Annotated in this window: 28 protein-coding genes; 24 read left to right on the top strand and 4 right to left on the bottom strand. The window is 60.8% G+C overall.

Features of this window, described 5'->3' with window-relative positions; translation table 11 throughout:
- The first annotated feature begins 138 nt into the window (after window positions 1-138).
- Complete coding sequence (locus TG4357_RS02190) at window positions 139-621, top strand: hypothetical protein (protein WP_058261240.1); 483 nt, start codon at window positions 139-141, stop codon at window positions 619-621.
- Window positions 622-731: 110 nt separating this feature from the next.
- Window positions 732-1,310, top strand: coding sequence for a YceI family protein (locus TG4357_RS02185; protein WP_058261239.1), 579 nt, complete (start codon window positions 732-734; stop codon window positions 1,308-1,310).
- Between the two features lie 100 nt (window positions 1,311-1,410).
- Here the strand turns inward: TG4357_RS02185 and TG4357_RS02180 are convergent, their stop codons facing one another.
- A complete protein-coding gene (locus tag TG4357_RS02180; RefSeq protein ID WP_058261238.1) occupies window positions 1,411-2,613 on the bottom strand; it encodes a cytochrome b/b6 domain-containing protein in 1,203 nt (400 codons plus the stop codon).
- Window positions 2,614-2,795: 182 nt separating this feature from the next.
- On the opposite strand from TG4357_RS02180, the gene fabD reads away from it, so the two are divergent.
- From fabD to mltG, 5 genes are all read left to right on the top strand, one after another.
- The gene (gene fabD / locus TG4357_RS02175) at window positions 2,796-3,737 is read left to right on the top strand and encodes an ACP S-malonyltransferase (protein ID WP_058261237.1); all 942 of its coding nucleotides are present in this window, start codon (window positions 2,796-2,798) and stop codon (window positions 3,735-3,737) included.
- A 65-nt stretch (window positions 3,738-3,802) separates the two neighbouring features.
- Window positions 3,803-4,540, top strand: a complete 738-nt coding sequence (gene fabG / locus TG4357_RS02170; protein ID WP_058261236.1) for a 3-oxoacyl-[acyl-carrier-protein] reductase — start codon at window positions 3,803-3,805, stop codon at window positions 4,538-4,540.
- Between the two features lie 257 nt (window positions 4,541-4,797).
- Window positions 4,798-5,031, top strand: a complete 234-nt coding sequence (locus TG4357_RS02165) for an acyl carrier protein (protein ID WP_058261235.1) — start codon at window positions 4,798-4,800, stop codon at window positions 5,029-5,031.
- A 327-nt stretch (window positions 5,032-5,358) separates the two neighbouring features.
- Window positions 5,359-6,618, top strand: coding sequence for a beta-ketoacyl-ACP synthase II (gene fabF / locus TG4357_RS02160; RefSeq protein ID WP_058261234.1), 1,260 nt, complete (start codon window positions 5,359-5,361; stop codon window positions 6,616-6,618).
- The gene (gene mltG / locus TG4357_RS02155) at window positions 6,618-7,772 is read left to right on the top strand and encodes an endolytic transglycosylase MltG (protein ID WP_058261233.1); all 1,155 of its coding nucleotides are present in this window, start codon (window positions 6,618-6,620) and stop codon (window positions 7,770-7,772) included. Before fabF ends, mltG begins: the two co-directional genes overlap by 1 nt.
- Before the next feature lie 113 nt (window positions 7,773-7,885).
- On the opposite strand, the gene TG4357_RS02150 is transcribed toward mltG, so the two are convergent.
- From TG4357_RS02150 to TG4357_RS02140, 3 genes are read right to left on the bottom strand one after another with little or no spacing between them, the layout of a single operon-like run.
- Window positions 7,886-8,449, bottom strand: coding sequence for a GFA family protein (locus tag TG4357_RS02150; RefSeq protein ID WP_233487412.1), 564 nt, complete (start codon window positions 8,447-8,449; stop codon window positions 7,886-7,888).
- A 28-nt stretch (window positions 8,450-8,477) separates the two neighbouring features.
- Window positions 8,478-9,722 (bottom strand): saccharopine dehydrogenase family protein, encoded by a 1,245-nt coding sequence (locus tag TG4357_RS02145; protein WP_058261232.1) that lies wholly within the window; start codon window positions 9,720-9,722, stop codon window positions 8,478-8,480.
- Between the two features lie 42 nt (window positions 9,723-9,764).
- The gene (locus TG4357_RS02140; RefSeq protein ID WP_058261294.1) at window positions 9,765-10,859 is read right to left on the bottom strand and encodes a carboxynorspermidine decarboxylase; all 1,095 of its coding nucleotides are present in this window, start codon (window positions 10,857-10,859) and stop codon (window positions 9,765-9,767) included.
- Window positions 10,860-11,192: 333 nt separating this feature from the next.
- Between TG4357_RS02140 and TG4357_RS19435 the strand changes: the two genes are divergently transcribed.
- The 17 genes from TG4357_RS19435 to TG4357_RS02055 all read left to right on the top strand — a co-directional run bounded on the left by TG4357_RS19435 (window position 11,193) and on the right by TG4357_RS02055 (window position 25,083).
- Window positions 11,193-11,543, top strand: coding sequence for a hypothetical protein (locus TG4357_RS19435; protein ID WP_058261231.1), 351 nt, complete (start codon window positions 11,193-11,195; stop codon window positions 11,541-11,543).
- Complete coding sequence (locus TG4357_RS02130; protein WP_175473923.1) at window positions 11,443-12,813, top strand: DNA-packaging protein; 1,371 nt, start codon at window positions 11,443-11,445, stop codon at window positions 12,811-12,813. The genes TG4357_RS19435 and TG4357_RS02130 overlap by 101 nt, the downstream gene beginning before the upstream one ends.
- A gap of 114 nt (window positions 12,814-12,927) precedes the next feature.
- Window positions 12,928-14,115, top strand: coding sequence for a phage portal protein (locus TG4357_RS02125; RefSeq protein ID WP_058261230.1), 1,188 nt, complete (start codon window positions 12,928-12,930; stop codon window positions 14,113-14,115).
- Window positions 14,105-14,329: a GTA head formation protein, RCAP_rcc01685 family gene (locus TG4357_RS02120; protein WP_058261229.1), complete on the top strand. Its 225-nt coding sequence runs from the start codon at window positions 14,105-14,107 to the stop codon at window positions 14,327-14,329. The genes TG4357_RS02125 and TG4357_RS02120 overlap by 11 nt, the downstream gene beginning before the upstream one ends.
- Before the next feature lie 10 nt (window positions 14,330-14,339).
- Complete coding sequence (locus tag TG4357_RS02115; protein ID WP_058261228.1) at window positions 14,340-14,882, top strand: HK97 family phage prohead protease; 543 nt, start codon at window positions 14,340-14,342, stop codon at window positions 14,880-14,882.
- A 36-nt stretch (window positions 14,883-14,918) separates the two neighbouring features.
- A complete protein-coding gene (locus TG4357_RS02110; protein WP_058261227.1) occupies window positions 14,919-16,094 on the top strand; it encodes a phage major capsid protein in 1,176 nt (391 codons plus the stop codon).
- 149 nt (window positions 16,095-16,243) lie between these two features.
- A complete protein-coding gene (locus tag TG4357_RS02105) occupies window positions 16,244-16,843 on the top strand; it encodes a head-tail connector protein (RefSeq protein WP_058261226.1) in 600 nt (199 codons plus the stop codon).
- On the top strand, window positions 16,840-17,166 hold the full coding sequence (locus tag TG4357_RS02100) for a head-tail adaptor protein (protein ID WP_058261225.1): 327 nt from the start codon (window positions 16,840-16,842) through the stop codon (window positions 17,164-17,166). The genes TG4357_RS02105 and TG4357_RS02100 overlap by 4 nt, the downstream gene beginning before the upstream one ends.
- Complete coding sequence (locus tag TG4357_RS02095) at window positions 17,163-17,570, top strand: DUF3168 domain-containing protein (protein ID WP_058261224.1); 408 nt, start codon at window positions 17,163-17,165, stop codon at window positions 17,568-17,570. Before TG4357_RS02100 ends, TG4357_RS02095 begins: the two co-directional genes overlap by 4 nt.
- A gap of 26 nt (window positions 17,571-17,596) precedes the next feature.
- Entirely contained in the window at window positions 17,597-18,013 is a 417-nt protein-coding gene (locus tag TG4357_RS02090) for a phage major tail protein, TP901-1 family (protein WP_058261223.1), read from the top strand.
- A 1-nt stretch (window position 18,014) separates the two neighbouring features.
- Window positions 18,015-18,341, top strand: a complete 327-nt coding sequence (locus TG4357_RS02085) for a gene transfer agent family protein (RefSeq protein WP_058261222.1) — start codon at window positions 18,015-18,017, stop codon at window positions 18,339-18,341.
- Window positions 18,338-18,541, top strand: a complete 204-nt coding sequence (locus tag TG4357_RS02080) for a rcc01693 family protein (protein ID WP_058261221.1) — start codon at window positions 18,338-18,340, stop codon at window positions 18,539-18,541. The genes TG4357_RS02085 and TG4357_RS02080 overlap by 4 nt, the downstream gene beginning before the upstream one ends.
- Complete coding sequence (locus TG4357_RS02075) at window positions 18,534-19,193, top strand: RcGTA-type gene transfer agent tail tape measure protein (RefSeq protein WP_058261220.1); 660 nt, start codon at window positions 18,534-18,536, stop codon at window positions 19,191-19,193. The genes TG4357_RS02080 and TG4357_RS02075 overlap by 8 nt, the downstream gene beginning before the upstream one ends.
- 10 nt (window positions 19,194-19,203) lie before the next feature.
- Complete coding sequence (locus tag TG4357_RS02070) at window positions 19,204-19,836, top strand: DUF2460 domain-containing protein (RefSeq protein WP_058261219.1); 633 nt, start codon at window positions 19,204-19,206, stop codon at window positions 19,834-19,836.
- Window positions 19,836-20,720 (top strand): phage/gene transfer agent baseplate hub protein, encoded by an 885-nt coding sequence (locus tag TG4357_RS02065; protein ID WP_058261218.1) that lies wholly within the window; start codon window positions 19,836-19,838, stop codon window positions 20,718-20,720. Before TG4357_RS02070 ends, TG4357_RS02065 begins: the two co-directional genes overlap by 1 nt.
- Window positions 20,717-21,166, top strand: coding sequence for a C40 family peptidase (locus TG4357_RS02060; protein WP_058261217.1), 450 nt, complete (start codon window positions 20,717-20,719; stop codon window positions 21,164-21,166). The genes TG4357_RS02065 and TG4357_RS02060 overlap by 4 nt, the downstream gene beginning before the upstream one ends.
- Window positions 21,166-25,083 carry a baseplate multidomain protein megatron gene (locus TG4357_RS02055; RefSeq protein ID WP_058261216.1) on the top strand — a complete coding sequence of 1,306 codons (3,918 nt, stop codon included), beginning with the start codon at window positions 21,166-21,168 and terminating at the stop codon, window positions 25,081-25,083. Before TG4357_RS02060 ends, TG4357_RS02055 begins: the two co-directional genes overlap by 1 nt.
- The last annotated feature ends 116 nt before the right edge of the window (window positions 25,084-25,199 follow it).

Below are 25,199 nucleotides of genomic sequence, written 5' to 3'. Positions count from 1 at the left end.
CGTATACGACGGTTCCGGGTCTGTTGCAACCGAAACAACACACAGGTGCCATCGGTGCCGGAAGTTCCCAATCCCCGCCGTATTTTCGCCCGAAAGCTGCGGGCAATATGTAAAACAACGCTGGATGGAGAATGCGACATGGTTATCACCAATCACAACATGAATTTGGGGCAGGTGGCCGAACGTGCCGGACGAGCAGGCAATCTGCTGCGCGGTTTGTTCGTCTTCGCCGGTGTGGTGCTGTGCCTGGCCGCCTTTGGTCTGTGGCTGGTGCCGGCAAACCTGTCCGGGCCGGACGCGATCCCGATCCGCGCGGCGCTGACATTCCTGTTCATCGGAGTCGGGTTCTTGCTGTTTCGCATGGGGCGGCAAGACGGTCGCGAGGAGCTTGCCATCGATTTCAATGCGGGCAGGCTGCTGTATATGGAGCGGGGCGCAGACGGGATTGCGCGGCTGCGCGGCAGTTTCGATCTGGCTGAGTTGGACAGTCTGGACGCGAAGGGCAACCGTTTGATTGCGCACGCACATGGCGGCGAAGTCCTGCGGGTGGCGCTTGCCGGGAATATCCCGGATGCAGCGTGCAACCGTATCGCCGAATGCTTCGGTGCGGCGCGGGCCTGAGGTTGTTCATTTTCCAACAGACTATGTGGAGTGGTCCAGAATTGCCAAGCCGGTCGGGGAGGTCACATTGGCATCATCTTGTCTGGTGATGAACAAAGGAGACCTCACCCATGAAATCGACCCTATTTGCAGGCGCAGCATCGCTTGTCCTGAGCGCGGGCTTTGCCGCAGCAGAGCCGGTAAAATATGTTCTGGACTCAAGCCATAGCCAGATTCTGTTCAGCTATAACCACTTAGGCTTTTCAACCGGCTACGGCATGTTTTCGGGGTTCGAGGGTGAAATCCAGTTCGACGCGGCCGATCCGGCGGCGTCTTCGGTTTCGGTGTCGATGCCGGTGACATCGATGATCACCGGCTGGGCCGAACGGTTCGATCATTTCATGTCGCCCGATTTCTTTGATGCGACGGATGACGAAATGGTCAGTTTTGCCTCGACCGCAATCGAGGTGACCGGCGATACTACCGCCAAGATCTCCGGTGATCTGACCTTGAACGGGATCACCAAACCGGTGGTTCTGGATGCCAAGCTGAACCAGTCGGGTGATCACCCGATGGCGGGCAAGCCTTGGGCCGGGTTCGACGCTACCACCAGCTTGATGCGCAGCGATTACGATCTGGGCAAATTCGCGCCCTATATCAGCGACGAAGTTGAGCTGAAAATCTCGATCGAGGCGATGAAAGCCGACTAAGTCGAGGCCAAGTCCGAGACCAGAAAAACGCCGCCGGAAAATCCGGCGGCGTTTTTTTAGTGGCTGGTCGCCACCACGCCGGGGTGCGCGATGGGGCGCGTTATCGGATGGCCGTCAGGTCGAAGGACAGATCGACATCGAAGCCCAGCGTCGAGGCGTCTGCGATGCCGCCGCCAATGCCGAAAGCGCGGCGGTCGAGGCGGAAAGCGGCTTGTGCATGTGCGGTGTCGCCATCGAGGTCGAGGGTGACAGGAAAGGACAGCGCGACGGTATGCCCCTTGATGCTGAGCTGTCCCTGCGCGGTCAGGGTGCCGTTTTCTGCGATCAGGGCGGCCTGATACCGGGCGGTGGGAAATTGGTCGGCGTCGAAATAATCCGGTCCCTGTGCCTGATCCGAAACCGTGCCAAGCCGCAGCCCGGCAATCGGGATGGTGACGTCGATCTGGCCTTTGCGCGCGGTTGTGGCGGTTTCATCATAGTCAATTTGCGCGCTCCAGCCGGTGAAGGTTCCGGCCACCTTTGCCCCCATCTGCACGACCGACAGGTCGAGCGTTCCGGTGGAGACCTGCCAGGCCCCGGCGGTGTGTTGTGGCGCAGGGCTGTTTTGAACCCGGTCGGGCAGGGCGACCAGACCCGACGCGGTGCCCGCGGCCAGAACCCCGACCCAGATCAGCACCGCAGCGGCGGCAGCGGCGATGTGAGAGGGTTGGGTTTTGCTGGGCTGGGTGTCTGTCTGACCTGAAATCATGCGGCGCAGGGTGGCATCCTTGTCAACCACGTGATGTTTTAGCGCCCCCGCGACATGCAGGGCAATCGCAGCGGCCAGAACCAGCATCAGCAGGAAATGCAGGTCAGAGGCCAGCCCGGACAGCGTTTCCGATTGCGGTACCAGCGGCAGGCCCTGACCGAAGGGCCACCAGATCGGCGCGAATCCTGTCGTGGCGGCATGATGGATCCAGCCACTGAGGGGCACGATAATCAACGATCCATAGAGCAGCCAATGCACGGTTTCGGCCAGCAGGGCTTCGGGTTTGTGATCGCCATTCAAGAGTTTGGGTTTGGGTTGGATCAAGGCCCAGATCACCCGCGCCGAAGCCGTGAAGAAAATTGCTATGCCAATGGTTTTATGCAGTGAAAACAGTGCCACAACGGTGTCGAGGTTGGCAGTCACGCCGCCGCTGGTCAGGGAGTGGGACATTTTTTCAGCGACAAAACCTAGCGGGAAGGCGGCGAAGATCAGCAGGGCGGTCAACCAGTGGAAGCTGCGCGCGACGGCACCATATCGCGTTTGTGTGTTCTGCATCGGGCGGTCCTTTGGGGAATTCCATGTCGTGTCAGATGTAACGCGGGAACTCTGCGGGCAATATCGGAACCTGCGCACAGGGACCCTGCGCAGATTGGCACCATGGTTTTGGGCTTGGCTTTCTCTTGTGATCGTCGCTGTGGGCGTTTACATCGGCTAAAACAAACGGGATGAGGGCCGTCATGACAAAAGCATTCGTTTTCCCCGGTCAGGGGGCGCAGACCATTGGCATGGGCAAAGCGTTGGCTGACGCCTATCCGGCCGCGAAGGCCGTGTTTGACGAAGTCGACGAGGCTTTGGGTGAAAACCTGAGCGCATTGATCTGGGAGGGGGAGCAAGATGCGCTGACCCTGACGCAGAATGCGCAACCGGCCTTGATGGCGACATCGCTGGCGGCAATGCGGGCGTTGGAAGCCGAGGGCGTGGTGTTGGCGGAACAGGCGGCTTATGTCGCGGGTCATTCGCTGGGCGAATATTCTGCACTGGCCGCAGCGGGGGCGTTGAGCGTGACCGATGCGGCGCGGTTGCTGCGTACCCGTGGTTTGGCGATGCAGCAGGCGGTTCCGGTTGGCGAAGGCGCGATGGCGGCTTTACTGGGGCTGGATTTCGCGACGGCCAAGGCAGTGGCGGCAGAGGCGGCGATGGGTGAAGTTTGCCAAGCTGCGAATGACAATGATCCGGGACAGGTGGTGGTGTCCGGCCATACCGATGCGGTGCAACGCGCCGTCGATCTGGCCAAGGAAAAAGGCGCCAAGCGGGCGGTAATGCTGCCGGTCAGCGCGCCGTTCCATTGTTCCTTGATGGAACCGGCGGCCGGAGTGATGGCAGAAGCGCTGCAACAGGTGGATATCAACCGCCCGGTGGTGCCGATTGTCGCCAATGTGGTGGCCGAAGCGATCACCGATCCGGCGACAATCCGGTCGCTGCTGGTGAATCAGGTGACCGGGTCGGTTCGTTGGCGCGAAAGCGTGTTGTGGATGGCCGGTAAAGGCGTGACCGAGGTTTGGGAAATCGGCGCGGGCAAGGCCCTGTCGGGGATGATCCGCCGGATCGAGCGGTCCATCGTTTGTACCGCCGTGGGCACGCCCGAAGATGTGACCAAGGCCATGGCCAGCCTGAGCTGAGCCATGCAAGACTTTAACCGGTTCGATCTGCGGTCGGGCCGGTGGGACAAAGAGGAAAAACTGGTATGTTTGATCTGAGTGGAAAATGCGCCCTGGTGACCGGGGCGTCTGGTGGGATCGGCGGGGCCATCGCTAAGGCGCTGCACGGGGCCGGGGCCACGGTGGGCTTGAGCGGTACACGGGTGGACCCGCTGGAAGCACTGGCGGCAGAGCTGGGCGATCGCGCTTTCGTTCTGCCCTGTGACCTGAGCGATCCCGAAGCGGTCAATGCTTTGCCCAAACAGGCAATCGACGCGATGGGGAGCCTGGACATTCTGGTCAACAATGCCGGCATCACCCGCGACCAGATTTTCATGCGGATGTCGGATGACGAATGGCAATCGGTTCTGGATGTGAACCTGACATCGGCAATGCGGCTGTGCCGCGGCGTGATGCGCCCGATGATGAAATCCCGCTGGGGCCGGATCATCAATATCAGTTCGATCGTCGGGGCCACCGGCAACCCGGGGCAGGCGAATTATGCCGCCGCTAAGGCGGGGTTGATCGGGATGACCAAATCCATCGCCTATGAGGTTGCCAGCCGTGGCATCACCGCCAATGCGGTTGCGCCGGGTTTCATTGCTACCGCGATGACCGACAAGCTGACCGATGATCAGAAGGCCAAAATCAACGCGCAGATTCCCGCCGCCCGGATGGGAACGCCGGAAGAAATCGCTGCGGCGGTTCTGTATCTGGCCAGCCCCGAAGCGGGCTATGTTACCGGTGCCACATTGCATGTGAATGGCGGCATGGCGATGCTATAAGCCAACAGGCCCACCGGGACGGGAATTGCGGATTGCCGTAAAAACCTGAACGAAACCCGATGGGCCCTTGCTAAAGCGTTTGCGTTGGCGTCACCATGTGCTATAGGCCACGCAGATTTTCCCGGGGGCGGTATCTTCGCCCTTCGGAACTGCCCGCGTCGCGGGAGAGGAGCCGCCCGCATTTTGGGCATCAATCAAGCCAACCTGCGGGTACGGGCGACAATACGGGCCGATGGCCCAAAAGATGAGGACATAAAATGAGCGATATCGCAGACCGCGTCAAAAAAATCGTTGTTGAGCACCTGGGTGTGGAAGAAGACAAAGTCACCGAGAACGCTTCGTTCATCGACGACCTGGGCGCGGACAGCCTGGACACCGTAGAATTGGTGATGGCGTTCGAAGAAGAATTCGGCATCGAGATTCCCGATGACGCCGCCGAAACGATTCAGACTTTTGGCGACGCAGTGAAGTTCATCAGCCAAGCGTCGTAATCGACTGCACATCGCTGAGTTTTTAAGCCCCTGCCATTTTTGGCGGGGGCTTTTTCATGCGGTGGTCGTGATTGACGACGCCGGGGCAGGACCAGGGCGGTGATCCGCCTGTTGCTTTGAGACGACTGGGAAATTTTTGAAAAAAAGGTGCTGCGTTGCAGCAAGTTTAGCCATCGGCCAACCGCTGAGGACTTGGGGCAAGGATAAGCATCGTTTCCTCTGGCAAGGACCGGCCCGTGCCGCCTATAAAGGGCCGCATATGCTTGCGCTTTCGGCTTGATCCAAGCTATTGAGGGCGCGAACTGCCGAGGCAAAGGAGAGCAGAAAATGCGTCGAGTTGTTGTTACCGGGCTGGGGTTGGTGACACCGCTGGCATGTGGTGTCGAAGAAAGCTGGTCGCGGCTTCTGGATGGGAAATCGGGCGCAGGCACGATCACCCGTTTCGATGCAAGCCATCTGGCCACGGATTACGCTTGTGAAGTGCCTTATGGCGATGGCAGCGACGGGAGTTTCAATCCCGATGACTGGATGTTGCCGAAAGAGCGCCGCAAGGTCGATGATTTCATCCTTTACGGCATCGCGGCGGCAACGCAGGCGGTGGAAGATTCCGGCTGGGCTCCACAGGACGAAGACAGTCGTGAACGCACCGGCGTGATGATCGGGTCGGGAATCGGCGGATTGCAATCGATTGCCGAAACCGCGCTGGTGATCAAGGAAAAGGGTCCGCGCCGGGTATCGCCGTTCTTTATTCCCGGGGCGTTGATCAACCTGATTTCCGGTCAGGTCAGCATCAAATATGGCTTCAAGGGGCCGAACCACGCGGTCGTGACCGCCTGTTCGACCGGCGCCCACGCCATTGGCGATGCGACCCGGCTGATCAAATACGGTGATGCCGATGTGATGATCGCGGGCGGGGCCGAAGCCGCGATCTGCGAAATCGGGATTGCCGGGTTCAATGCCTGCAAGGCGCTGTCGACCAAGCGCAAGGATGATCCGCAGGCGGCCAGCCGCCCCTATGACAACGACCGCGACGGGTTCGTCATGGGCGAAGGGTCGGGCGTCATTGTGTTGGAAGAATACGAACACGCCAAGGCGCGCGGCGCCAAGATCTATGCCGAGGTTCTGGGCTATGGATTGTCGGGCGATGCCTATCACATCACCGCACCGTCGGAGGATGGCAATGGTGGCGAACGCGCGATGCGGGCGGCGCTGAAGGATGCCAAGATCGACGCTTCTGCGATTGATTACATCAATGCGCATGGCACTTCGACCATGGCGGATACGATCGAGTTGGGCGCGGTGGAACGCATTCTGGGCGACGCCGTATCGACTGCCACAATGTCATCGACCAAATCGGCGACCGGGCATTTGCTGGGCGCGGCCGGGGCGATCGAGGCGATATTTTCGATCCTGGCGATCCGCGATCAGGTGGCTCCGCCGACGATCAACCTAGACAATCCGGCGGTGGAAAGCGCATTGGATCTGGCCCCGAACCAGAAACGTGAACGCAACATTAACGTGGCGCTGTCTAACAGCTTTGGCTTTGGTGGCACCAATGCCAGCGTGTTGTTCGGGAAGGTCGGCTGATGTGGCGATCAATTGCGTCTAACGCATTGACCTTGCTGATTGTCATGATGTTCCTCGGCGGCGGTTTGATCCTTTGGGGGCAGCGCAGCTATCGCACTGTGGGGCCGTTGCAGCAGGCGATTTGCGTGCGGGTCGAACCCGGGTCGAACATGACCAAGATCAGCCAGCGGCTGGAACAGGACGGCGCGGTTTCGAACGGCACCCTGTTTCGGCTGGGGGCGGATTATACCGACAAGGCCGATCAGTTGAAGGCAGGCAGTTTCCTGGTGCCCGAAGGGGCGTCGATGGAACAGATCGTCGACATCCTGACCCGTGGCGGTGCCAGCACCTGCGGCACCGAAGTGGTTTACCGCGTCGGCATCACCCGCAGCGAAATCGTGCTGCGCGAACTGGACCCTGCGACCAATCGCTATGTCGAAAAGGCCGCCTTCGTGCCGGGGACAGAAGACCAACCAGAGGCCTTCGTGCAACCGCTGACGCAATCGGATACCCGCCACCGGATCGCATTGGCCGAAGGGGTGACCAGTTGGCAGGTGATCGAGGAACTGAAACAGGTTTCGGTTCTGACCGGCGATATCGCCGAATTGCCCGCCGAAGGGACGTTGGCCCCCGACAGTTACGAGATAAAGCCGGGCGACACCCGGGCCGAGATCGTTGCCCGCATGGTCGATGCGCAAGCGGCGCTTCTGGACGAGGCGTGGAAAAACCGGGTCGACGGGTTGCCGTTGAATTCGAAAGAAGAGGCGCTGATCCTCGCGTCGATCATCGAAAAGGAAACCGGGGTGCCTGACGAACGCCGCCAGGTGGCGAGCGTGTTCATCAACCGGCTGAAACAGGGGATGCGGTTGCAGACCGACCCGACGGTGATCTATGGCATCACCAAGGGGCAGGGCGTGTTGGGCCGTGGTTTGCGGCAAAGCGAGCTGCGCGGGGAAACGCCGTGGAACACCTATGTGATCGACGGGCTGCCGCCGACACCGATCGCCAATCCCGGCAAGGCCAGCATCGAAGCGGCGCTGGACCCGGCAGAGACCAAGTTCGTGTTCTTCGTGGCGGACGGGTCGGGCGGCCATGCTTTCGCCGAAACCCTGGCCGAGCATAACGCCAACGTCGCCAAGTGGCGGCGGATCGAGGCGGAACAGGCCGATCAGTGATTTGAGACACCCGCTTCGGCGGGTGTTTTTTTTTGATATCTAAAGACTGCTACTTGGGCATATCGGCCTTGGGCATGATCGAGGGGCGACAAGCTGCGCCAAAAGAGCTTCGGTTAGTCGGGAAGGGCGCAGATTTTGTCCACGGTTTCCAACCCATCTGCCCATTCCGCGCGGTCGGTATAGCAAATATGCGCATTGGGTCGAATGCTGATCTGACTGTCGAGAGATCCTGCAGGCACGACCAGCAAAGCGCCGTTCATCTGAACCGTTGGCAGGGCAGACCCGCATATCATGCAGAAGCTTTTTGCATGCTGGGTTCCCGGCAGCTGAAATGTCTTGATGCTTTCCTGTCCCGCCAGCCATTGTACTTTCGCCTTGGAAGAAAACAGATTGGCCGCGTGAACCGAACCGGTATCTTTTCGGCAGCGCGAACAATGACAAAGGAAAAAGCTTTCGAACTCGCCGTTGATGTGAAAACTGACGGTACCGCACAGGCAGCTTCCTGTTGCCAGGTGTTTCATTGAGAACAGTCTTTCATCTTTGAATTCAATTTCTGATTTGAACGTCTTTGCGAAGAAACATTGGTCTGCCATTTGTCTAAATTCCGACTGGAAGATAGTCAATTTGGGATGCAGGCGGCCAAAATAGAAAAGCCCGCCGAATGGCGGGCTTTGCAAATTTACGGGTATGGCGCAATCTGCCGGTTTATGCGTTCCAAGCCTTGTCTTCGCCGCCCAGGCCGCCGATCTGCACGCGGGTGGGCAGGCCGATCCGGTCGAGGAGGGTGAAGAAGGGTTTGGGGTCGAGTTCTTCGACATTCTTCATCGTATGGGCGTCCCATTCACCAGAGGCCACCAGCATCGCGGCGGCGACGGGGGGCACGCCGGCGGTGTAGGAAATGCCCTGTGACCCGACTTCCTCATAGGCTTCCTTGTGGTCGGCGACGTTGTAGACGAAGACTTCGAAGTCCTGGCCGTCCTTCACGCCCTTGACCAGATCGCCGATGCAGGTCTTGCCGGTGTAGTTCGGCGCCAGCGAGGCCGGATCGGGCAGCACGGCCTTGACCACTTTCAGCGGCACGACCTCCAACCCTTCGGCGGTGGTGACGGGGTGTTCGGACAAGAGGCCGAGGTTTTTCAGCACGGTGAAGACGTTGATATAGTGATCGCCGAACCCCATCCAGAACCGCACATCGGCCTGCGGGTAATTGGTGGCGAGGCTGTGCACCTCGTCATGACCCGACTGATAGGCCTGCGACGGGCCAACCACCGGCAGGTCCCACGATTTGCCGCTTTCAAACATCGACAGTTCCTTCCATTGCTGGTCTTCCCAGTAATAGACGGTGCCGGTGAATTCGCGGAAGTTGATTTCGGGGTCGAAATTGGTGGCAAAATATTTGCCGTGATTGCCCGCATTGATGTCGACGATGTCGATCGATTTCACCTCGTCCATCATGTCGATGGCGAAACGGGCAAAGGCGTTGACCACGCCCGGATCGAACCCCGCGCCGAGGATGGCGGTGACGCCTTTTTGCGCGCAAAGATCGCGTTTCTTCCATTCGTAATTGCCGTACCAGGGCGGGGTTTCGCAAATCTTGTCGGGGTCTTCGTGAATGGCCGTGTCGATATAGGCGGCACCGGTTTCGATACAGGCGTCCAGCACCGTCATGTTGACGAAGGCGGTGCCCACGTTGATGACGATCTGCGCGCCGGTGTCGCGGATCAGGGCGGCCACCGCGGCGCTGTCCATCGCATCGACCGCATGCGCCTGCAGAACGCCCTCCTGTTTCATTGCGTCCTTTGCGCGGACGGACTCAAGGATCGCTTCGCATTTGGCAAGCGTCCGGCTGGCGATATGGATATCGCCAAGCACATCGTTGTTTTGTGCGCATTTATGCGCAACGACCTGAGCGACGCCACCGGCGCCGATGATGAGAACATTCTTTTTCAACGGTCAGAACCCCCTTTGGGTGTCATTGGTTGCTGAGAAGCGCTAGGACAGCGCGGCGGTAAAATCGTCGTAACCAAAGTCACGTTGCAGACGGATCGTGCCGTTCAGTTCCCGAATGGCAATGGCGGGCATTTTCACGCCGTTGAACCAGTTTTTCTTAACCATGGTATAGCCTGCGGCGTCCTGAATAGACAGCCGATCACCGGCTTGCAGTGGTTTGGGGAATTTGAATTCACCGAAAATGTCACCGGCGAGGCAGGATTTGCCGCAGATCATCCAATCCTCGGGGCCATCATTGGGGGCCATCTTGGCGCTTTCGCGGTAGATCAGCAGATCGAGCATATGCGCCTCGATCGAACTGTCGACAATGGCGAGGTTCTTGCCGTTGAACATGGTATCGAGAACGGTGACTTCCAGCGTGGTGGATTTGGTGATCGCCGCTTCGCCGGGTTCCAGATAGACCTGAATTTCGTTTTCCCCGGCGAACCGTTTCAACCGTTCGGCCAAACGGTCGAGCGGGTAATCCGCGCCGGTGAAATGGATGCCGCCGCCAAGGCTGACCCAGTTCATCCGTTTGATCAGCGGGCCGAAACGGGTTTCGATCAGGGTCAACATGTCGTCGAAACGGTCGAAATCTGCGTTTTCGCAATTGTTGTGGAACATGAAGCCGGTGATCAGGTCGGCCACCGGTTCGATGTCTTTGGGATCATGTTCGCCGAGGCGTGAAAACGGGCGGGCAGGATCGGCCAGGTCAAAATCGCTGGTCGACACGCCGGGATTGACCCGCAGGCCGCGGATGTGGTTGCGGCTGGCGGCTTCGAACCGGGTTAACTGGCCGACCGTGTTGAAGATGACCTTGTCGGAGTTGGCCAGAACTTCGTCTATTTCGTGATCGGCCCAGGCCACCGAATAGGCATGGGTTTCGCCGGGGAATTTTTCCCGGCCCAGCTTGACCTCAAAGAGCGACGAAGAGGTGGTGCCGTCCATGTAGTGCGACATGAAATCGAACACCCCCCAGCTGGCGAAGCATTTCAGCGCCAACAGCGCCTTGGCCCCGGAATTTTCCCGCAGCCAGGCGATTTTTTCCATGTTCGGCAACAGTTGGGATTTGTCGATCAGATAATAAGGGGTTTGCAGCATCGGGCGGCGGTCCTTTTACAGAAGCGACGCAGGGGAATCACGCGCGGCCCTCCCTTAGCTGTGGAAGGGCGGTGTGGCAAAGAAAAACTGTTGCCGGGTTTGGGCCTGGCGGCAAAAAGGGGGCTGTCTGCCCGCTCTACGATGAAAACCTGATGGGTTTTTATCGTATTCACCCCCGAGGATGTTTTCGAACAAAAGAAGATACGTGCGCGGTGTTAAGGCTTTGGCGAATGGAGATGGGGTAGGGCTGTGACTGCTGGAAGACATCGGGCGGTGCATCGGCCCGGTGCCGGTCGTGCGGGGGCAACGCATGAGGCAAAGCGAACAGATATGACATTGATCAGACCCGATGAGGACGGCTTTCCGTTGGCCCAGACCCTGGCCGAAATCGAAGAGGTGTTTTTTGACCTGAAGGCGGATGTGAAGCGGCTGCAAGCGCGGTTGCGCGATGGCGAATTGGCGGCGGTGAAAGAGGCCGGCAAGGTGATTGCGGATCTTCGCGGATGGTTGCGGATCGCCTATGAACTGGAGGCTACATTCCATGAACGACAACGAAAGCAAGCCGGGATCGAGCGGGAATATGCCGTCGATTTCGACCAGGCAAGGGATCAGATCCGGTGCCGGTTGGATCGCCTCCGCCGATGCTGCTACGAGAGAAGCATTTCTGGACGGTCTGAGTGAAGGCGAGCTGTTGGCGCTGCCTTACCTGTTCGAGTTCTGGGCGCTGGATCATCAATTGCCGCCCGAAGGCGGGTGGCGCAATTGGGTGATCATGGGCGGGCGCGGTGCGGGCAAGACCCGGGCCGGGGCGGAATGGGTGCGTTCGATGGTCGAAGGGGCCAGGCCAATGGACCCGGGGCCAGCGCGGCGGTTGGCGATTATCGGCGAAACCATCGATCAGGCGCGCGAAGTGATGGTGTTCGGTGAAAGCGGCATTCTGGCGGTTTCGCCGCCCGACCGGCGGCCAGACTGGCAGGCCGGGCGCAAGATGCTGAGTTGGCCCAACGGGGCCACGGCGCAGATTTTTTCCGCGCATGATCCTGAAAGCCTGCGCGGGCCGCAATTCGATGCGGCCTGGGTGGATGAGTTGGCGAAATGGCCCAAGGCGCAGGACACTTGGGACATGTTGCAGTTCGGGTTGCGATTGGGCGATGCGCCACGGGTGTGCGTCACAACCACGCCGCGCAACGTGCCGGTTTTGAAGACTATTTTGAAACAGCCGTCGACGGTCGTCACCCATGCGTCGACCGAAGCGAACCGAGCGCATCTGGCCGAGAGTTTCTTGCAAGAGGTGCAGGCGCGCTATGCCGGGACCCGGTTGGGGCGGCAGGAACTTGACGGCGTGTTGCTGGAAGACAACGAGGGCGCGATGTGGTCTTCGGCGATGATCGAAGCGCAGCGGGTCGATCTGATCCCGGATCTGGATCGGATCGTGGTGGCGGTCGATCCGCCGGTGACCGGGCATGCGGGATCGGATGACTGCGGCATCGTGGTGGTCGGCGCGGTGACGCGCGGGCCGGTACAGGATTGGTGCGGGTATGTTTTGGAAGATGCCAGTCAAAGTGCATCGAGCCCGGCGCAATGGGCGCGGGCGGCGATTGCGATGATGGAAAAATGGGGCGCCGACCGATTGGTGGCCGAGGTCAATCAAGGCGGTGATTTGGTCGAGGCGGTGATCCGGCAGATTGATCCGATGGTGCCGTTTCAAAAGGTTCACGCGGCGCGCGGGAAAGCGGCGCGGGCGGAACCGGTGGCCGCGTTATACGACCAGGGACGGGTGTTTCATGCCCGCGATCTGGGGGCACTGGAAGACCAGATGTGCGCGATGACCGCGCAGGGATTTCAGGGCAAGGGCAGCCCGGACCGGGTCGATGCCTTGGTCTGGGCGCTGCATGAATTGATCGTTGGTCCAAGCGCGCATTGGCGACGCCCGAATGTGCGGTCGCTATGATGCGAGATTGTTAAACCTTTGGCGACATTGTCTGCACAAGGCCGGGGCAACCTGGCGGGATCAACCAATGGCAAAGGCGGATCAGCCTTGCCCGCAATGAGGAGCGAGAGGGGAATGGTTTTTCAATTCTTCCGCGGTGGAAACAAAGGTCCGGCCCCCGAGGCCAAGGCCAGCGCGACCGGACCGTTATTCGCGGTGCAAGGCGCGGGCCGGGTGGCCTGGAGCCCGCGTGATACCGCGACGCTGACGCGCACCGGGTTCACCGGCAACCCGGTCGGGTTTCGCTGTGTCAAGATGATCGCCGAGGCGGCGGCATCGCTACCCTTGGTATTGCAGGACCGGATGCAGCGCTATGACCTGCATCCGATGTTGCAGTTGATCGACCATCCCAACCCGGCGCAGGGCAAGGCGGAACTGTTCGAGGCGCTGTATGCGCAGCTGCTGTTGACCGGCAATGGGTATGTCGAGGCGGTGGGCGGCGAAACCGCGGTGCCGCTGGAATTGCATGTGCTGCGATCGGACCGGATGAACCTGGTGCCGGGCAGCGATGGCTGGCCGGTGGCCTATGATTACGTGGTCAATGGGCGCAAGCACCGGTTCGACATGGCGCTTGGGGTCGCACCGATCTGTCATATCCGGGCGTTTCATCCACAGGACGATCATTACGGGTTTTCACCCTTGCAGGCGGCGGCGCAGGCGGTCGACGTGCATAACAGCGCGTCGCGCTGGTCCAAGGCTTTGCTGGACAATGCGGCAAGGCCATCCGGGGCGATCGTTTACAAGGGGGCCGAGGGGCAAGGCAGTCTGAGTACGGATCAATATGATCGGCTGGTGTCGGAAATGGAAAGCCATCATCAGGGCGCGCGCAATGCTGGGCGGCCGATGCTGCTGGAAGGGGGGTTGGATTGGAAACCGATGGGGTTTTCGCCCTCGGACATGGAATTCCAGAAAACCAAGGAAAGCGCTGCGCGTGAAATTGCGCTGGCCTTTGGTGTGCCGCCGATGCTGTTGGGGATTCCGGGGGATGCCACTTATGCCAATTATCAGGAAGCCAACCGGGCGTTTTACCGCCTGACGGTGTTGCCGTTGGTCGGCAAGGTGACGGCGCGGATAGCCGAATGGTTGTCGCGCCATGCGGGTGAAGCGTTGGATCTGCGCCCCGATCTGGACCAGGTGCCGGCGCTGTCGGCGGAACGCGATGCGCAGTGGAAACGGATCAGCGACGCGGCGTTTCTGAGCGAGGCCGAAAAGCGCGTGTTGCTGGGATTGCCGCCGGTGAGCGAAGACCAAGATGCGGGATGATCGGTCCGGGTTCGAGCCGTTCGATTGTGCGCCGGCATTGCGGTTGGAGGCGCATGAAAGGGTGAGCAAGCTGCATGTGGATGGGTTCAACCGGCGCATCGAGCGGTTGGAAGCGGAAATCGAGCGGTTGGAACGCCGTTTATGGCTGACCGTTTATGGCGTGGTCGGTGTGATCTTGGCGCAGGGGCTACAATCCCTGATGCAGGTGCAATGAAGGGGTCGAGATGAATTTGGAATGTAAATTTGTAAGCTTTGACAGTGCATTGAGTGTCGCAGGTGATGCGATGATTGAAGGCTATGCCAGTTATTTTGGACGCCCGGATCAGGGCGGAGACATCGTTCAACAAGGGGCCTATGCCGCGTCATTGGCAGCGTTAAAACGCGAAGGCCGCGCGGTCAAGATGTTGTGGCAGCATGATCCGGCGCAGCCGATCGGCGTTTGGGACGTGGTGCGCGAAGACAGCAAGGGATTATGGGTCAAGGGCCGGTTACTGGAAACAATCGGCAAGGGGCGCGAGGCGGCGGCGTTGATTGCTGCGGGAGCGATTGACGGGCTTTCCATTGGGTATCGCACAAAGCGGGCGGTGAAGAATGACAAGGGGCAGCGGGTGCTGACCGAACTGGAACTTTGGGAAGTGTCTTTGGTGACCTTTCCAATGCTGACCAGTGCCCGCGTCGGCGCGAAGACCGACAGCATCATGGCGCGGGATATGCGCGACATGGCCGCCGCATTGCGGGCCGCGCGGCAAGACATGGCGCGTCCCTGACGCGTCCGGGCTGAACATTAACAGAAAGGGTTGCTGATGACCGAGATGCAGTCTCGGGCCGGGGAAGATGTGTCTCCGGCCACGGAAATGAAATCTGCCGTGACGGATTTCTTGAAAGAGTTCAAAGGCTTTCGGGCCGATGTTCAGAAACGGTTTGAAACACAGGAAGAGCGACTTACCATGCTTGATCGTAAAACATTTACCCCGGCGCGTCCGGTTTTGTCTGCCTCGATCGAAGTCGGGGCGCCGCATCAAAAGGCGTTTGCGGCCTATCTGCGCAGCGGCGACGATGACGCGCTGCGCGGGCTGGAACTGGACAGCAAGGCAATGTCGAGCGCCGTCAACAGCGATGGCGGCTACCTTGTCGATCCCGAAACCGCGGCAACGATCAAGAGCGTGCTGCAGTCCGGCGCGTCGATCCGCAAGATCGCCAATGTGGTGTCGGTTGAAGCAACGTCTTTCGATGTGCTGATCGATCATTCAGATATCGGCCATGGCTGGGCCACCGAAACCGGGTCGGTGTCGGAAACCGGGACGCCGTCGATTGACCGGATCACCATCGCGCTGCACGAATTGTCGGCGCTGCCCAAAGCCAGCCAGCGGCTGCTGGATGACAGCGCCTTTGATATCGAAGGATGGCTGTCGGAGCGGATCGCCGACAAGTTCGCACGCGCCGAAGCGGCGGCTTTCGTCAATGGTGACGGGGTGGACAAACCGACCGGGTTCCTGACCCACGGCACGGTGGCCAATGACAGTTGGAGTTGGGGCAATCTGGGATATGTCGCCACCGGGGTGGATGGCGATTTCAACGATGCCACGGAAATCATCGACCTGGTTTATGCGTTGGGGGCGCAATATCGCGGCAATGCCAGTTTCGTGATGAATTCCAAAACCGCAGGCGCGGTGCGCAAGCTGAAAGATGCTGATGGCCGGTTCTTGTGGTCGGATGGATTGGCGGCGGGCGAACCGGCGCGGTTGTTGGGCTATCCGGTCTTGGTCGCCGAAGACATGCCCGATATCGCCACCGGGGCGGATGCCATCGCCTTTGGTGATTTCGGGTCCGGCTATACCGTTGCCGAACGCCCCGACCTGCGCATTCTGCGCGATCCGTTCAGCGCCAAGCCGCATGTTCTGTTTTACGCCACCAAGCGCGTCGGCGGCGATGTCAGTGACTTTGCCGCGATCAAGCTGCTGCGGTTCGCCGTCTCCTGAGGGGCGGTGAAGCTGGGGCCGGTTGAATGACCGGTCCCGGGGCGCGCGCTGCCCCTTTCGGGGAAGGCGTTGTCTAGCTGCTCCCTCCGTCCGAGCAACGCTGGTGGCGCGCGCCTGATGGATGATGGGTAATTTATTGGAGTGAATCCATGATGTTAGTCGAAGAAACTTCGGTACCGATTGCGGTTTTACCGGTGCCGGAGCTGAAAGCGCATCTGCGGCTGGGCAGCGGGTTTGCCGAGGATGATTTGCAAAACGCGGTGTTGGAAAGTTTCCTGCGCGCGGCGATGGCGGCGGCGGAAGCGCGAACCGGCAAGATCCTGATCGAACGGGAGTTCAGCTGGATTCTTGGGGATTGGCGCGACGCCGAGGCGCAGGCCTTGCCGGTGGCCCCGATCAGCGCGGTCAGCGCGGTGGTTCTGATCGACCGGATGGGCGTTGAAACGATGATGTCAGCGAGCAGTTACCGGTTAGTGCAAGATAGCCAGCACCCGCTTCTGTGCCCGGTCTCGACGTTGTTGCCGATGGTGCCGACGGATGGAACGGTGCGGATCGAAATGACCGCTGGCTATGGCGCCGGTTGGGGCGATATTCCGGCCGATCTGGCCCAGGCGGTGCTGATGTTGGCGGCGCATTATTATGAATACCGCTTTGACACCGCGCTGAGTGGGGGCTGCATGCCCTTTGGTGTGACCAGCCTGCTGGAACGCTATCGTCCGGTGCGGATATCTGCCGGGAGCCTGTCATGACCCCACCGCGGCTGACCCGGCTGTTGGCGCTGGAAACCGCTGACAGAGTGGCCGACGGGGCGGGAGGGTTTGCCGAAAGCTGGACCGTTCTGGGCCAGCTATGGGCCGAGGTGACGCTTCGCAGCGGGCGCGAAAGTGGCGGGTTGTCGAAAAGCCGTTTTCGCATTGTCGTGCGCGCCACACCGCAAGGGTCGACAATGCGGCCGCGTCCGGATCAGCGGTTCCGCGACGGCGACCGGGTGTTTCGTATCGAAGCGGTATCCGAACGCGATCCCGAAGGTCGCTATCTGACCTGCTTTGCCACTGAGGAGGTCGTGTCATGAGTTATGGCGTCACAACAGCGTTGCAACAGGCGGTTTTTCAACGCCTTTCCGGGGATGCGGGCGTGACCGCTTTGGTCGGCGGCGTGTTCGATGCGCTGCCGGTTGGGGAGCCACCTTCGATCTATGTCAGTCTGGGGCCGGAAACGGTCAAGGACAGGTCGGACAAGACGGGCAGCGGGGCCGAACATGATTTTGTGGTCTCCGTCATCAGCGCTGCGGCGGGGTTTTTATCGGCGAAACAGGCTGCAGTGGCGATCAGTGATGCGTTGAGCGGGGCCGATTTGGTGCTGAGTCGCGGGCAATTGATCGGGCTGTGGTTCGTGAAGGCGGTGGCGAAACGCGAAACCGGCACCGATGCCCGCCGGATCGACATGAGGTTCCGCGCCCGCGTGGAAGATAACTGAGAAATCCCAAATAACGGAGAAAGACTATGGCGGCTCAGAACGGTAAGGATTTGTTGATCAAGGTAGATCTGACCGGTGACGGCCAGTTCGAAACCATGGCGGGGCTGCGGGCCACGCGGGTCAGTTTCAACGCCGAAAGCGTCGATGTGACCAGTTTGGAATCGGCGGGTGGATGGCGTGAGTTGTTGGGCGGGGCCGGGGTTAAATCAGCGGCGATTTCGGGATCGGGCGTGTTCAAGGATGCGTCGACCGACGAACGGGCGCGGCAGATCTTTTTCGACGGCGAAGTGCCCGATTTTCAGATCATCATCCCCGATTTTGGCACCATTGAGGGGCCTTTTCAGATGAGCGCGATCGAATATGCCGGCAGCCATAATGGCGAGGCCAGTTACGAAGTTTCGATGGCGTCCGCCGGGGCGCTGAGCTTCACGCCGGAGCTGTGAGATGGTGAACCCTTGGGCCGGTGAGGTTGGAATGGTCATCGACGGGCAACGCCATGTGATGAAACTGACGCTGGGCGCATTGGCCGAGTTGGAGGCCGGGTTGCAGGAAGGATCGCTGATCGAACTGGTCGAGCGGTTCGAGACGGGGCGGTATTCCAGCCGCGATGTGTTGATGTTGATCGTGGCCGGTCTGCGCGGCGGCGGTTGGCAAGGCGCGGCGGGCGATTTGGTCCGGGCCGATATCGCGGGCGGCCCGGTGGCGGCGGCGCGGGCAGCGGCGGAATTGCTGGCGCGGGCCTTTGCCCAGCCGGGCGACGGGGCGGCGTGAACCGGTTCGATTGGCCCGGTTTGATGCGGGCGGGGCTGCAAGGGTTGCGGCTGCGACCGTGGGAATTCTGGGCGCTGACCCCGGCGGAATTGGCGCTAATGCTGGGGCATGGATCCGGCGCGGCCCCGCTGGGTCGGGCCCGGTTGGACGAATTGCTGCGAATCTATCCGGATCACAAAGGAGGTCAGGACAATGAGTGAAATTGATGGGCTGGGCACGCTTCAGGATCAGGTCGATGCGCTGGAGACGAGCCTGGGAACGGCGACGGCCATGGCAGACAGTTTCGAGGCCGAGCTGCGCCGGGTCGGGTCCGCGTTCAACGAAACCGCGCTGGATGCGGCGGCGTTGGAACGCGGTATGAGCCGCGGGTTGCGGCGGGCGCTTGATGGTGTGGTTCTGGACGGGAAGAACCTGTCGGAGGCGCTGCGCACGGTGGCGCGGTCGATGGTCGACGCCACCTATTCGGCGGCGGTGCGACCGGTCACGGATCAGGTTGGATCGTTGTTGGCGCAGGGGGTGGGGAATTTGGTGTCGGGGCTGTTTTCCTTCGAGAAGGGCGGCAGTTTTGCCCAAGGTCGGGTGATGCCCTTTGCCAGTGGCGGCGTGGTGTCGGGACCGATGTATTTTCCGATGCGCGGCGGTACGGGATTGATGGGCGAAGCCGGGCCTGAAGCGATCATGCCATTGGCGCGCGGGGCCGATGGCCGGTTGGGGGTCAAGGCTGACCGCGGTGGTGCCACTACGGTGGTGATGAACATCACCACCCCGGATGTGCAGGGGTTTCAGCGGTCGCAAAGCCAGATCGCGGCACAGATGAGCCGCGCATTGTCGCGCGGCCAGCGGATCAGGTGAGGAGGACAGGATGCATTTTCACGACGTCAGATTTCCCGCCTCGTTGAGCTTTGGCGCGGTGGGAGGGCCGGAACGGCGCACCGATATCGTCACCTTGGCCAACGGGTTCGAGGAGCGTAACACGCCCTGGGCGCATTCGCGGCGGCGCTACGATGCCGGGCTGGGATTGCGGTCACTGGACGATATCGAAACGCTGATCGCGTTTTTCGAGGCCCGGGGCGGTCAGATGAACGGGTTTCGTTGGAAAGACTGGGCCGATTACAAATCTGCCGCACCGTCGGCCAAGGTCGCCCATGGTGATCAGGTCATCGCCACCGGCGATGGCGACCGTGTCACGTTCCCGTTGATGAAAACCTACCGTTCGGGTGCACAAAGCTATGCCAGGCCGATCAAGAAGCCGGTTTTGGGCACGGTGGTGATCGGGGTCGCGGGTACCGAACTGCACGAGGGGGTGCATTTCAGCGTCGACACCACGACCGGCATGGTGACCTTGGCCGAGCCGCCCAATGTCGGGGCAGATGTGACCGCCGGGTTCGAATTCGACGTGCCGGTGCGGTTCGACACCGACCATATCCATGCCAATGTTGCCAGCTTTCAGGCCGGTGAAGTGCCCGATGTGCCGGTGTTGGAGGTGCGGGTCTGATGCGGTTGAACGCGGAATTTCAGGCCCATCTGGCCAGCGGCGCAACGACGCTGTGCCGCTGTTGGTTGCTGTTGCGGGCCGATGGGGTGTCCTTTGGGTTTACCGATCACGATTGCGATCTTGGCTTTGACGGGATCATCTTCAAGGCTGATAGCGGGCTGTCGGCGGCGGCATTGCAACAGGCGACCGGCCTGTCGGTGGACAATACCGAAGCGGTTGGCGCACTCAGCGACGCAGGGGTGCGCGAAGCGGATATCGAAGCCGGGCGGTTTGACGATGCAACGGTGCGGTGCTGGCTGGTCAATTGGGCCGATACTGGCCAGCGGGCGTTACAATTCAACGGGTACTTGGGGGAATTGACGCGGTCGGGCGGATCGTTCCGGGCCGAACTGCGCGGGCTGACCGACCGGCTGAATCAACCTTTGGGGCGGGTGTATCAAAAACCATGCGCGGCAGTTCTGGGCGATACCGCCTGTGGGGTCGATCTGACAACCGCGGGATACGGGGTCGAGATCGCGGCAGAGCAGGTCGAAGACAGCCGGATGTTTCGCTTTGCCGCAATTGCGGGGTTCGAAACCGGTTGGTTCCGGCGCGGGCGTCTGGACGTGACCCACGGTGCCGCGACCGGGCTAAGTGGCGTGATCAAGAATGATTTTGCCGCTGACGGCAGGCGGGTGATCGAACTGTGGGCACCGCTGCGGGCAGATGTGTCGGCAGGCGACGGGCTGCAGCTGATCGCGGGATGTGACAAGCGGTTGGAAACCTGCCGGTTGAAATTCGACAATATAGCGAATTTTCAGGGCTTCCCCGATATTCCCGGTGATGACTGGACGGTGTCCTATCCGGCCAGTGCCAGCGTCACGTCCGGGGGTAGCCGGCGATGACGGCGATCGACGGACAAAGGGTGGTTGCCGCGGCAAGAGCATGGATCGGGACGCCTTATCGGCATCAGGCATCGGTCCGCGGGGTGGGGACCGATTGTCTGGGGTTGCTCAGGGGGATCTGGCGCGATCTGAAAGGGGCGGAACCGGACCTGCCGCCCGCCTATAGCCGCGACTGGTCCGAACCACAGGGCGACGAAATGCTGTGGCGCGCGGCAGGCCAGCATTTGTTGGCCAAGCCAATAAGCGGGCAAGCACCGGGCGATATCCTGCTGTTTCGTATGCGCGCGGGCAGCGTGGCGAAACATCTGGGCGTGGCGGCAGAGCTTGGGGCGGGGGCCAGTTTTATCCATGCCTATTGCGATCATGCGGTGGTGGAAAGCCCGCTGAGCCTGCCATGGCGCAGGCGCATCGTAGCACGATTTGCTTTGCCCGAGGGGGATTACTGATGGCGACCATTCTTTTATCTGCGGCGGGGGCAGCGATTGGCGGTTCTGTCGGTGGCACCGTTCTGGGCCTGTCTTCGGCGGTGATCGGGCGGTTTGTCGGGGCGACTTTGGGCCGGGCCATCGACCAGCGGCTGCTGGGGCAGGGATCGGACCCGGTGGCAACCGGCCGGGTTGACCGGTTCCGCCTGACCGGGGCCAGCGAAGGCGATCCGATCAGCCGGGTCTATGGCCGTATGCGGATCGGGGGGCAGGTGATCTGGGCCACCCATTTCAGCGAACACAGCCAGACTTCTGGCGCTGGCAAGGGCGGCGGAGCGCGGCGCAGCACCGAGTATAGCTACAGTCTGAGCCTGGCGATTGCGCTGTGTGAAGGTGAAATCGGCGGGGTTTGCCGGGTCTGGGCCGATGGCGAAGAAGTGGCGCCAGACGATCTGAACATGCGGATTTATCGCGGCACGGCCGATCAGTTGCCCGATCCCAAGATGGAAGCGGTCGAAGGTGCCGGAGCGGTGCCGGGCTATCGCGGCACTGCTTATGTGGTGATGGAAGATCTGAATCTGGCGCAATTCGGCAACCGGGTGCCGCAGTTTACCTTTGAAGTATTGCGGCCGGATTTCGAATTTGACGGCGGGATGGATATGGAACCCGGCCATGCGATCCGGGGCGTCGCCCTGATGCCGGGGACCGGGGAGTATGCGCTGGCCACCGATCCGGCGGTGCTGGATTATGGGTTGGGTGAAACCCGCACGGCGAATATCAATTCGACGTCGGGTCGAAGCGATCTGTCGACCTCGCTGGCCCAGTTGGAACAGGAATTGCCCAATTGCGCGGCGGTGTCGTTGGTCGTCAGCTGGTTCGGGGACGATTTGCGCTGTGGGAACTGCACGCTGCGCCCCAAGGTCGAACAGGGTGAACAGGATGCCGAAGGGATGCCGTGGTCGGTGTCGGGCCTGACCCGGGCGGGGGCGCAATTGGTGCCAATGCAAGACGCGCGGCCGGTATATGGCGGGACGCCCAGCGATGCTTCGGTGATGCAGGCGATTGCAAAATTGCAAGACGCCGGGCAAGCGGTGATGTTTTATCCGTTCATCTTGATGGAACAGATGGCGGGCAATGCGCTGCTTGATCCCTGGACCGGGGATGTGGGTCAGCCGGTGCTGCCGTGGCGCGGGCGGATCACCGGGGCGCGAGCCCCCGGGGGGGACGGATCACCTGACCAAAGCGCGGCGGCAGAGGCACAGGTGGCGGCGTTCTTCGGCACCGTTACGGCGTCGGATTTCACCGTAACCGACGGGGCTGTCGCCTATACCGGTCCGCAGGAATGGAGCTATCGCCGGTTCATTTTGCACAATGCCGCGCTTTGTGCGGCAGCGGGCGGGGTCGCGGCGTTTTGCATCGGGTCGGAAATGCGGGGGCTGACCCAGTTGCGGGGGGTGAACAACAGCTTCCCCGCAGTGGCGCAGATGCGGGTGCTGGCAGCAGAGGTGCGGGCGCTGCTGGGGTCAGAGGTCAAGTTGGGCTATGCCGCCGATTGGTCGGAATATTTCGGCTATCACCCACAAGACGGATCGGGCGACGTTTTTTTCCACCTTGATCCGCTTTGGGCCGATGACGAGATCGATTTCATCGGTATCGACAATTACATGCCGCTGTCGGATTGGCGCGAAGGCGAAGACCATCTCGATGCCGGTTGGGGGGCGATTTACAACCTCGACTATCTGCGTTCGAATATCGAGGGCGGCGAAGGCTTTGACTGGTATTACCATTCCAGCGAAGCCGACGCCGCGCAGATCAGAACCACGATCAGCGATGGTGCCTATGGCGAGTCCTGGATTTACCGCTACAAGGATATTCGGGCCTGGTGGTCGCAGCACCATTTCAACCGCATTGCAGGAGAGCGGGCGGCGCAGGCGACCGATTGGGGGCCGCAATCGAAACCGATCTGGTTCACCGAACTGGGCTGTGGCGCCATCGACAAGGGCACCAATCAGCCGAACAAGTTCCTGGACCCGAAATCATCGGAATCACTGTTGCCGAAATATTCCGACGGGCGACGCGATGAATTGATCCAGATGCAATATCTGCGGGCGATGCTGGGGTATTGGGGCGACGCGGCGCATAACCCGGTATCCGAAGAATATGGCGGTCCGATGCTGGACATGTCACGCGCCTTTGTCTGGGCTTGGGATGCGCGGCCCTATCCCAGTTTTCCGCGCAATTCCGAGGTGTGGAGCGATGGTGATAACTATGCCCGGGGGCATTGGATCAACGGTCGCGGATCGGCGCGGTCGCTGGCTTCGGTGGTGACGGAAATTTGCCGTCAGGCCGGGGTGAATGACATCGATACCGATGCGCTGCATGGCCATGTGCGCGGGTATTGTCTGACTGAAACAGGCGATGCGCGTAGCGCCTTGCAGCCGTTGATGCTGCGCTATGGGTTTGATGCGATAGAACGCGATGGCGTTTTGGTGTTTCGTAGCCGCACCGGGCAGCGTGATTGGGATTTGCCGGGTGAAAGCCTGGCGGTGAATGACGATTTGCCCTATTCGACCGAGGCGCTTCGCGCGGCGGAAAGCGACATGGTGGGCCGGGTGCGGCTGCGTTTTGTCGAAGCCGATGCCGATTTCGAAACCGCAGCGGAAGAAAGCGTTTTGCCGGATGAGGCCAGCCATGCGGTATCGGTGGCGGAAGTGCCATTGGTGATGACCCGGGCCGAAGGGCGACAGGTTGTCGAACGCTGGTTGGCAGAGGCGCGGTTGTCGCGCGACAGTATCAGGCTGGCGCTGCCGCCATCGGCGTTGCAAGTGGGGGCGGGCGATGTGATCGCGCTGTCCGAACCGGGGATGTCCGGCACGTTCCGGGTCGACCGGATCGAATACGGCGCATCGCAGATCGTTGAGGCGGTGCGGATCGACAAGTCCAGTTATAGCCCGGCGGATTTCGTCGATGAAACCAGCCCGGTTGCCCCGTTCGCAGCCCCGGCCCCGGTGTTTTCGCTGTTTCTTGATCTGCCATTGCTGACCGGAGATGAAATACCCCATGCGCCGCATATGGCGGTCAATGCCAATCCGTGGCCCGGCAGTGTGGCGATTTACAGTTCGGCCAGTGACAGCGATTACGTTCTGTTGGCGACGGTGACAGCCAAGGCCACTATCGGCGTGACCGAAACGGAACTGTCGCGGGCGCAGCCGGGGCTGTGGGATCGCGGTGCCCTGTTGCAGGTGAAATTGAGCAATGGCAGTCTGGAAAGCCGGTCTGAAGCGTCGGTGTTTGCCGGTGGCAATCTGGCAGCGATCGGCGATGGAACAGCGGAAAACTGGGAAGTGATCCAGTTCCGTGATGCGGTGCTGGTGGATGAAAATACCTATCAGCTTAGTCACTTGCTGCGCGGGCAGCAGGGATCGGAAACGGTGATGCCCGATGCCTGGCCGGTTGGATCCTATTTCGTGCTGTTGGACAGTGCGGTGGGCCAGTTGGATCTGGCCTCGACCAGTCGCAACCAGGCGCGCCATTATCGGATCGGGTCGGCCTGGCGCGGGTATGACGACCCGTCCTACCGGCACTCTCAACAGGCCTTTGCCGGGATCGGTTTGCGCCCGTTTGCGCCGGTGCATCTGCGTCAGGACATAGATATATCGGGTGATCTGCATCTTTCTTGGATCCGGCGGACGCGGGTAGACGGCGACAGTTGGGACGGGTTGGACGTGCCATTGGGCGAAGAACAGGAACTATATCTGGTGCGACTCCGGCGCGGGGTCCAGATCGTGCGGCAAGAAATGGTGAACCTGCCTGAATGGCACTATTCCACGGCGGCGATTGCCGCCGATGGTGGCTTGGCGGGGCTGGTGGCCGATGTGGCGCAGGTTTCAGCGGTTTACGGGGCAGGCGCTGTGGCACGTCTGGTGCTGAGTGAATAGGCGGTTCGGGGGCCATGCGAGCAGGCCCGGGCGGTCCTGAAACCATAAAATATTGAAATGGGAGCCTTCACAGCTTTGCGTTTTGCCAAACCGGCTTATCTGCTATAGTGAGCGCG

This window comes from Thalassovita gelatinovora (genome assembly GCF_001458355.1).
GTDB classification, from domain to species: Bacteria; Pseudomonadota; Alphaproteobacteria; order Rhodobacterales; family Rhodobacteraceae; genus Thalassobius; species Thalassobius gelatinovorus.
Note: the sequence above shows the minus strand (reverse complement) of the source record. Positions and strands in the feature narration are given on the sequence as shown.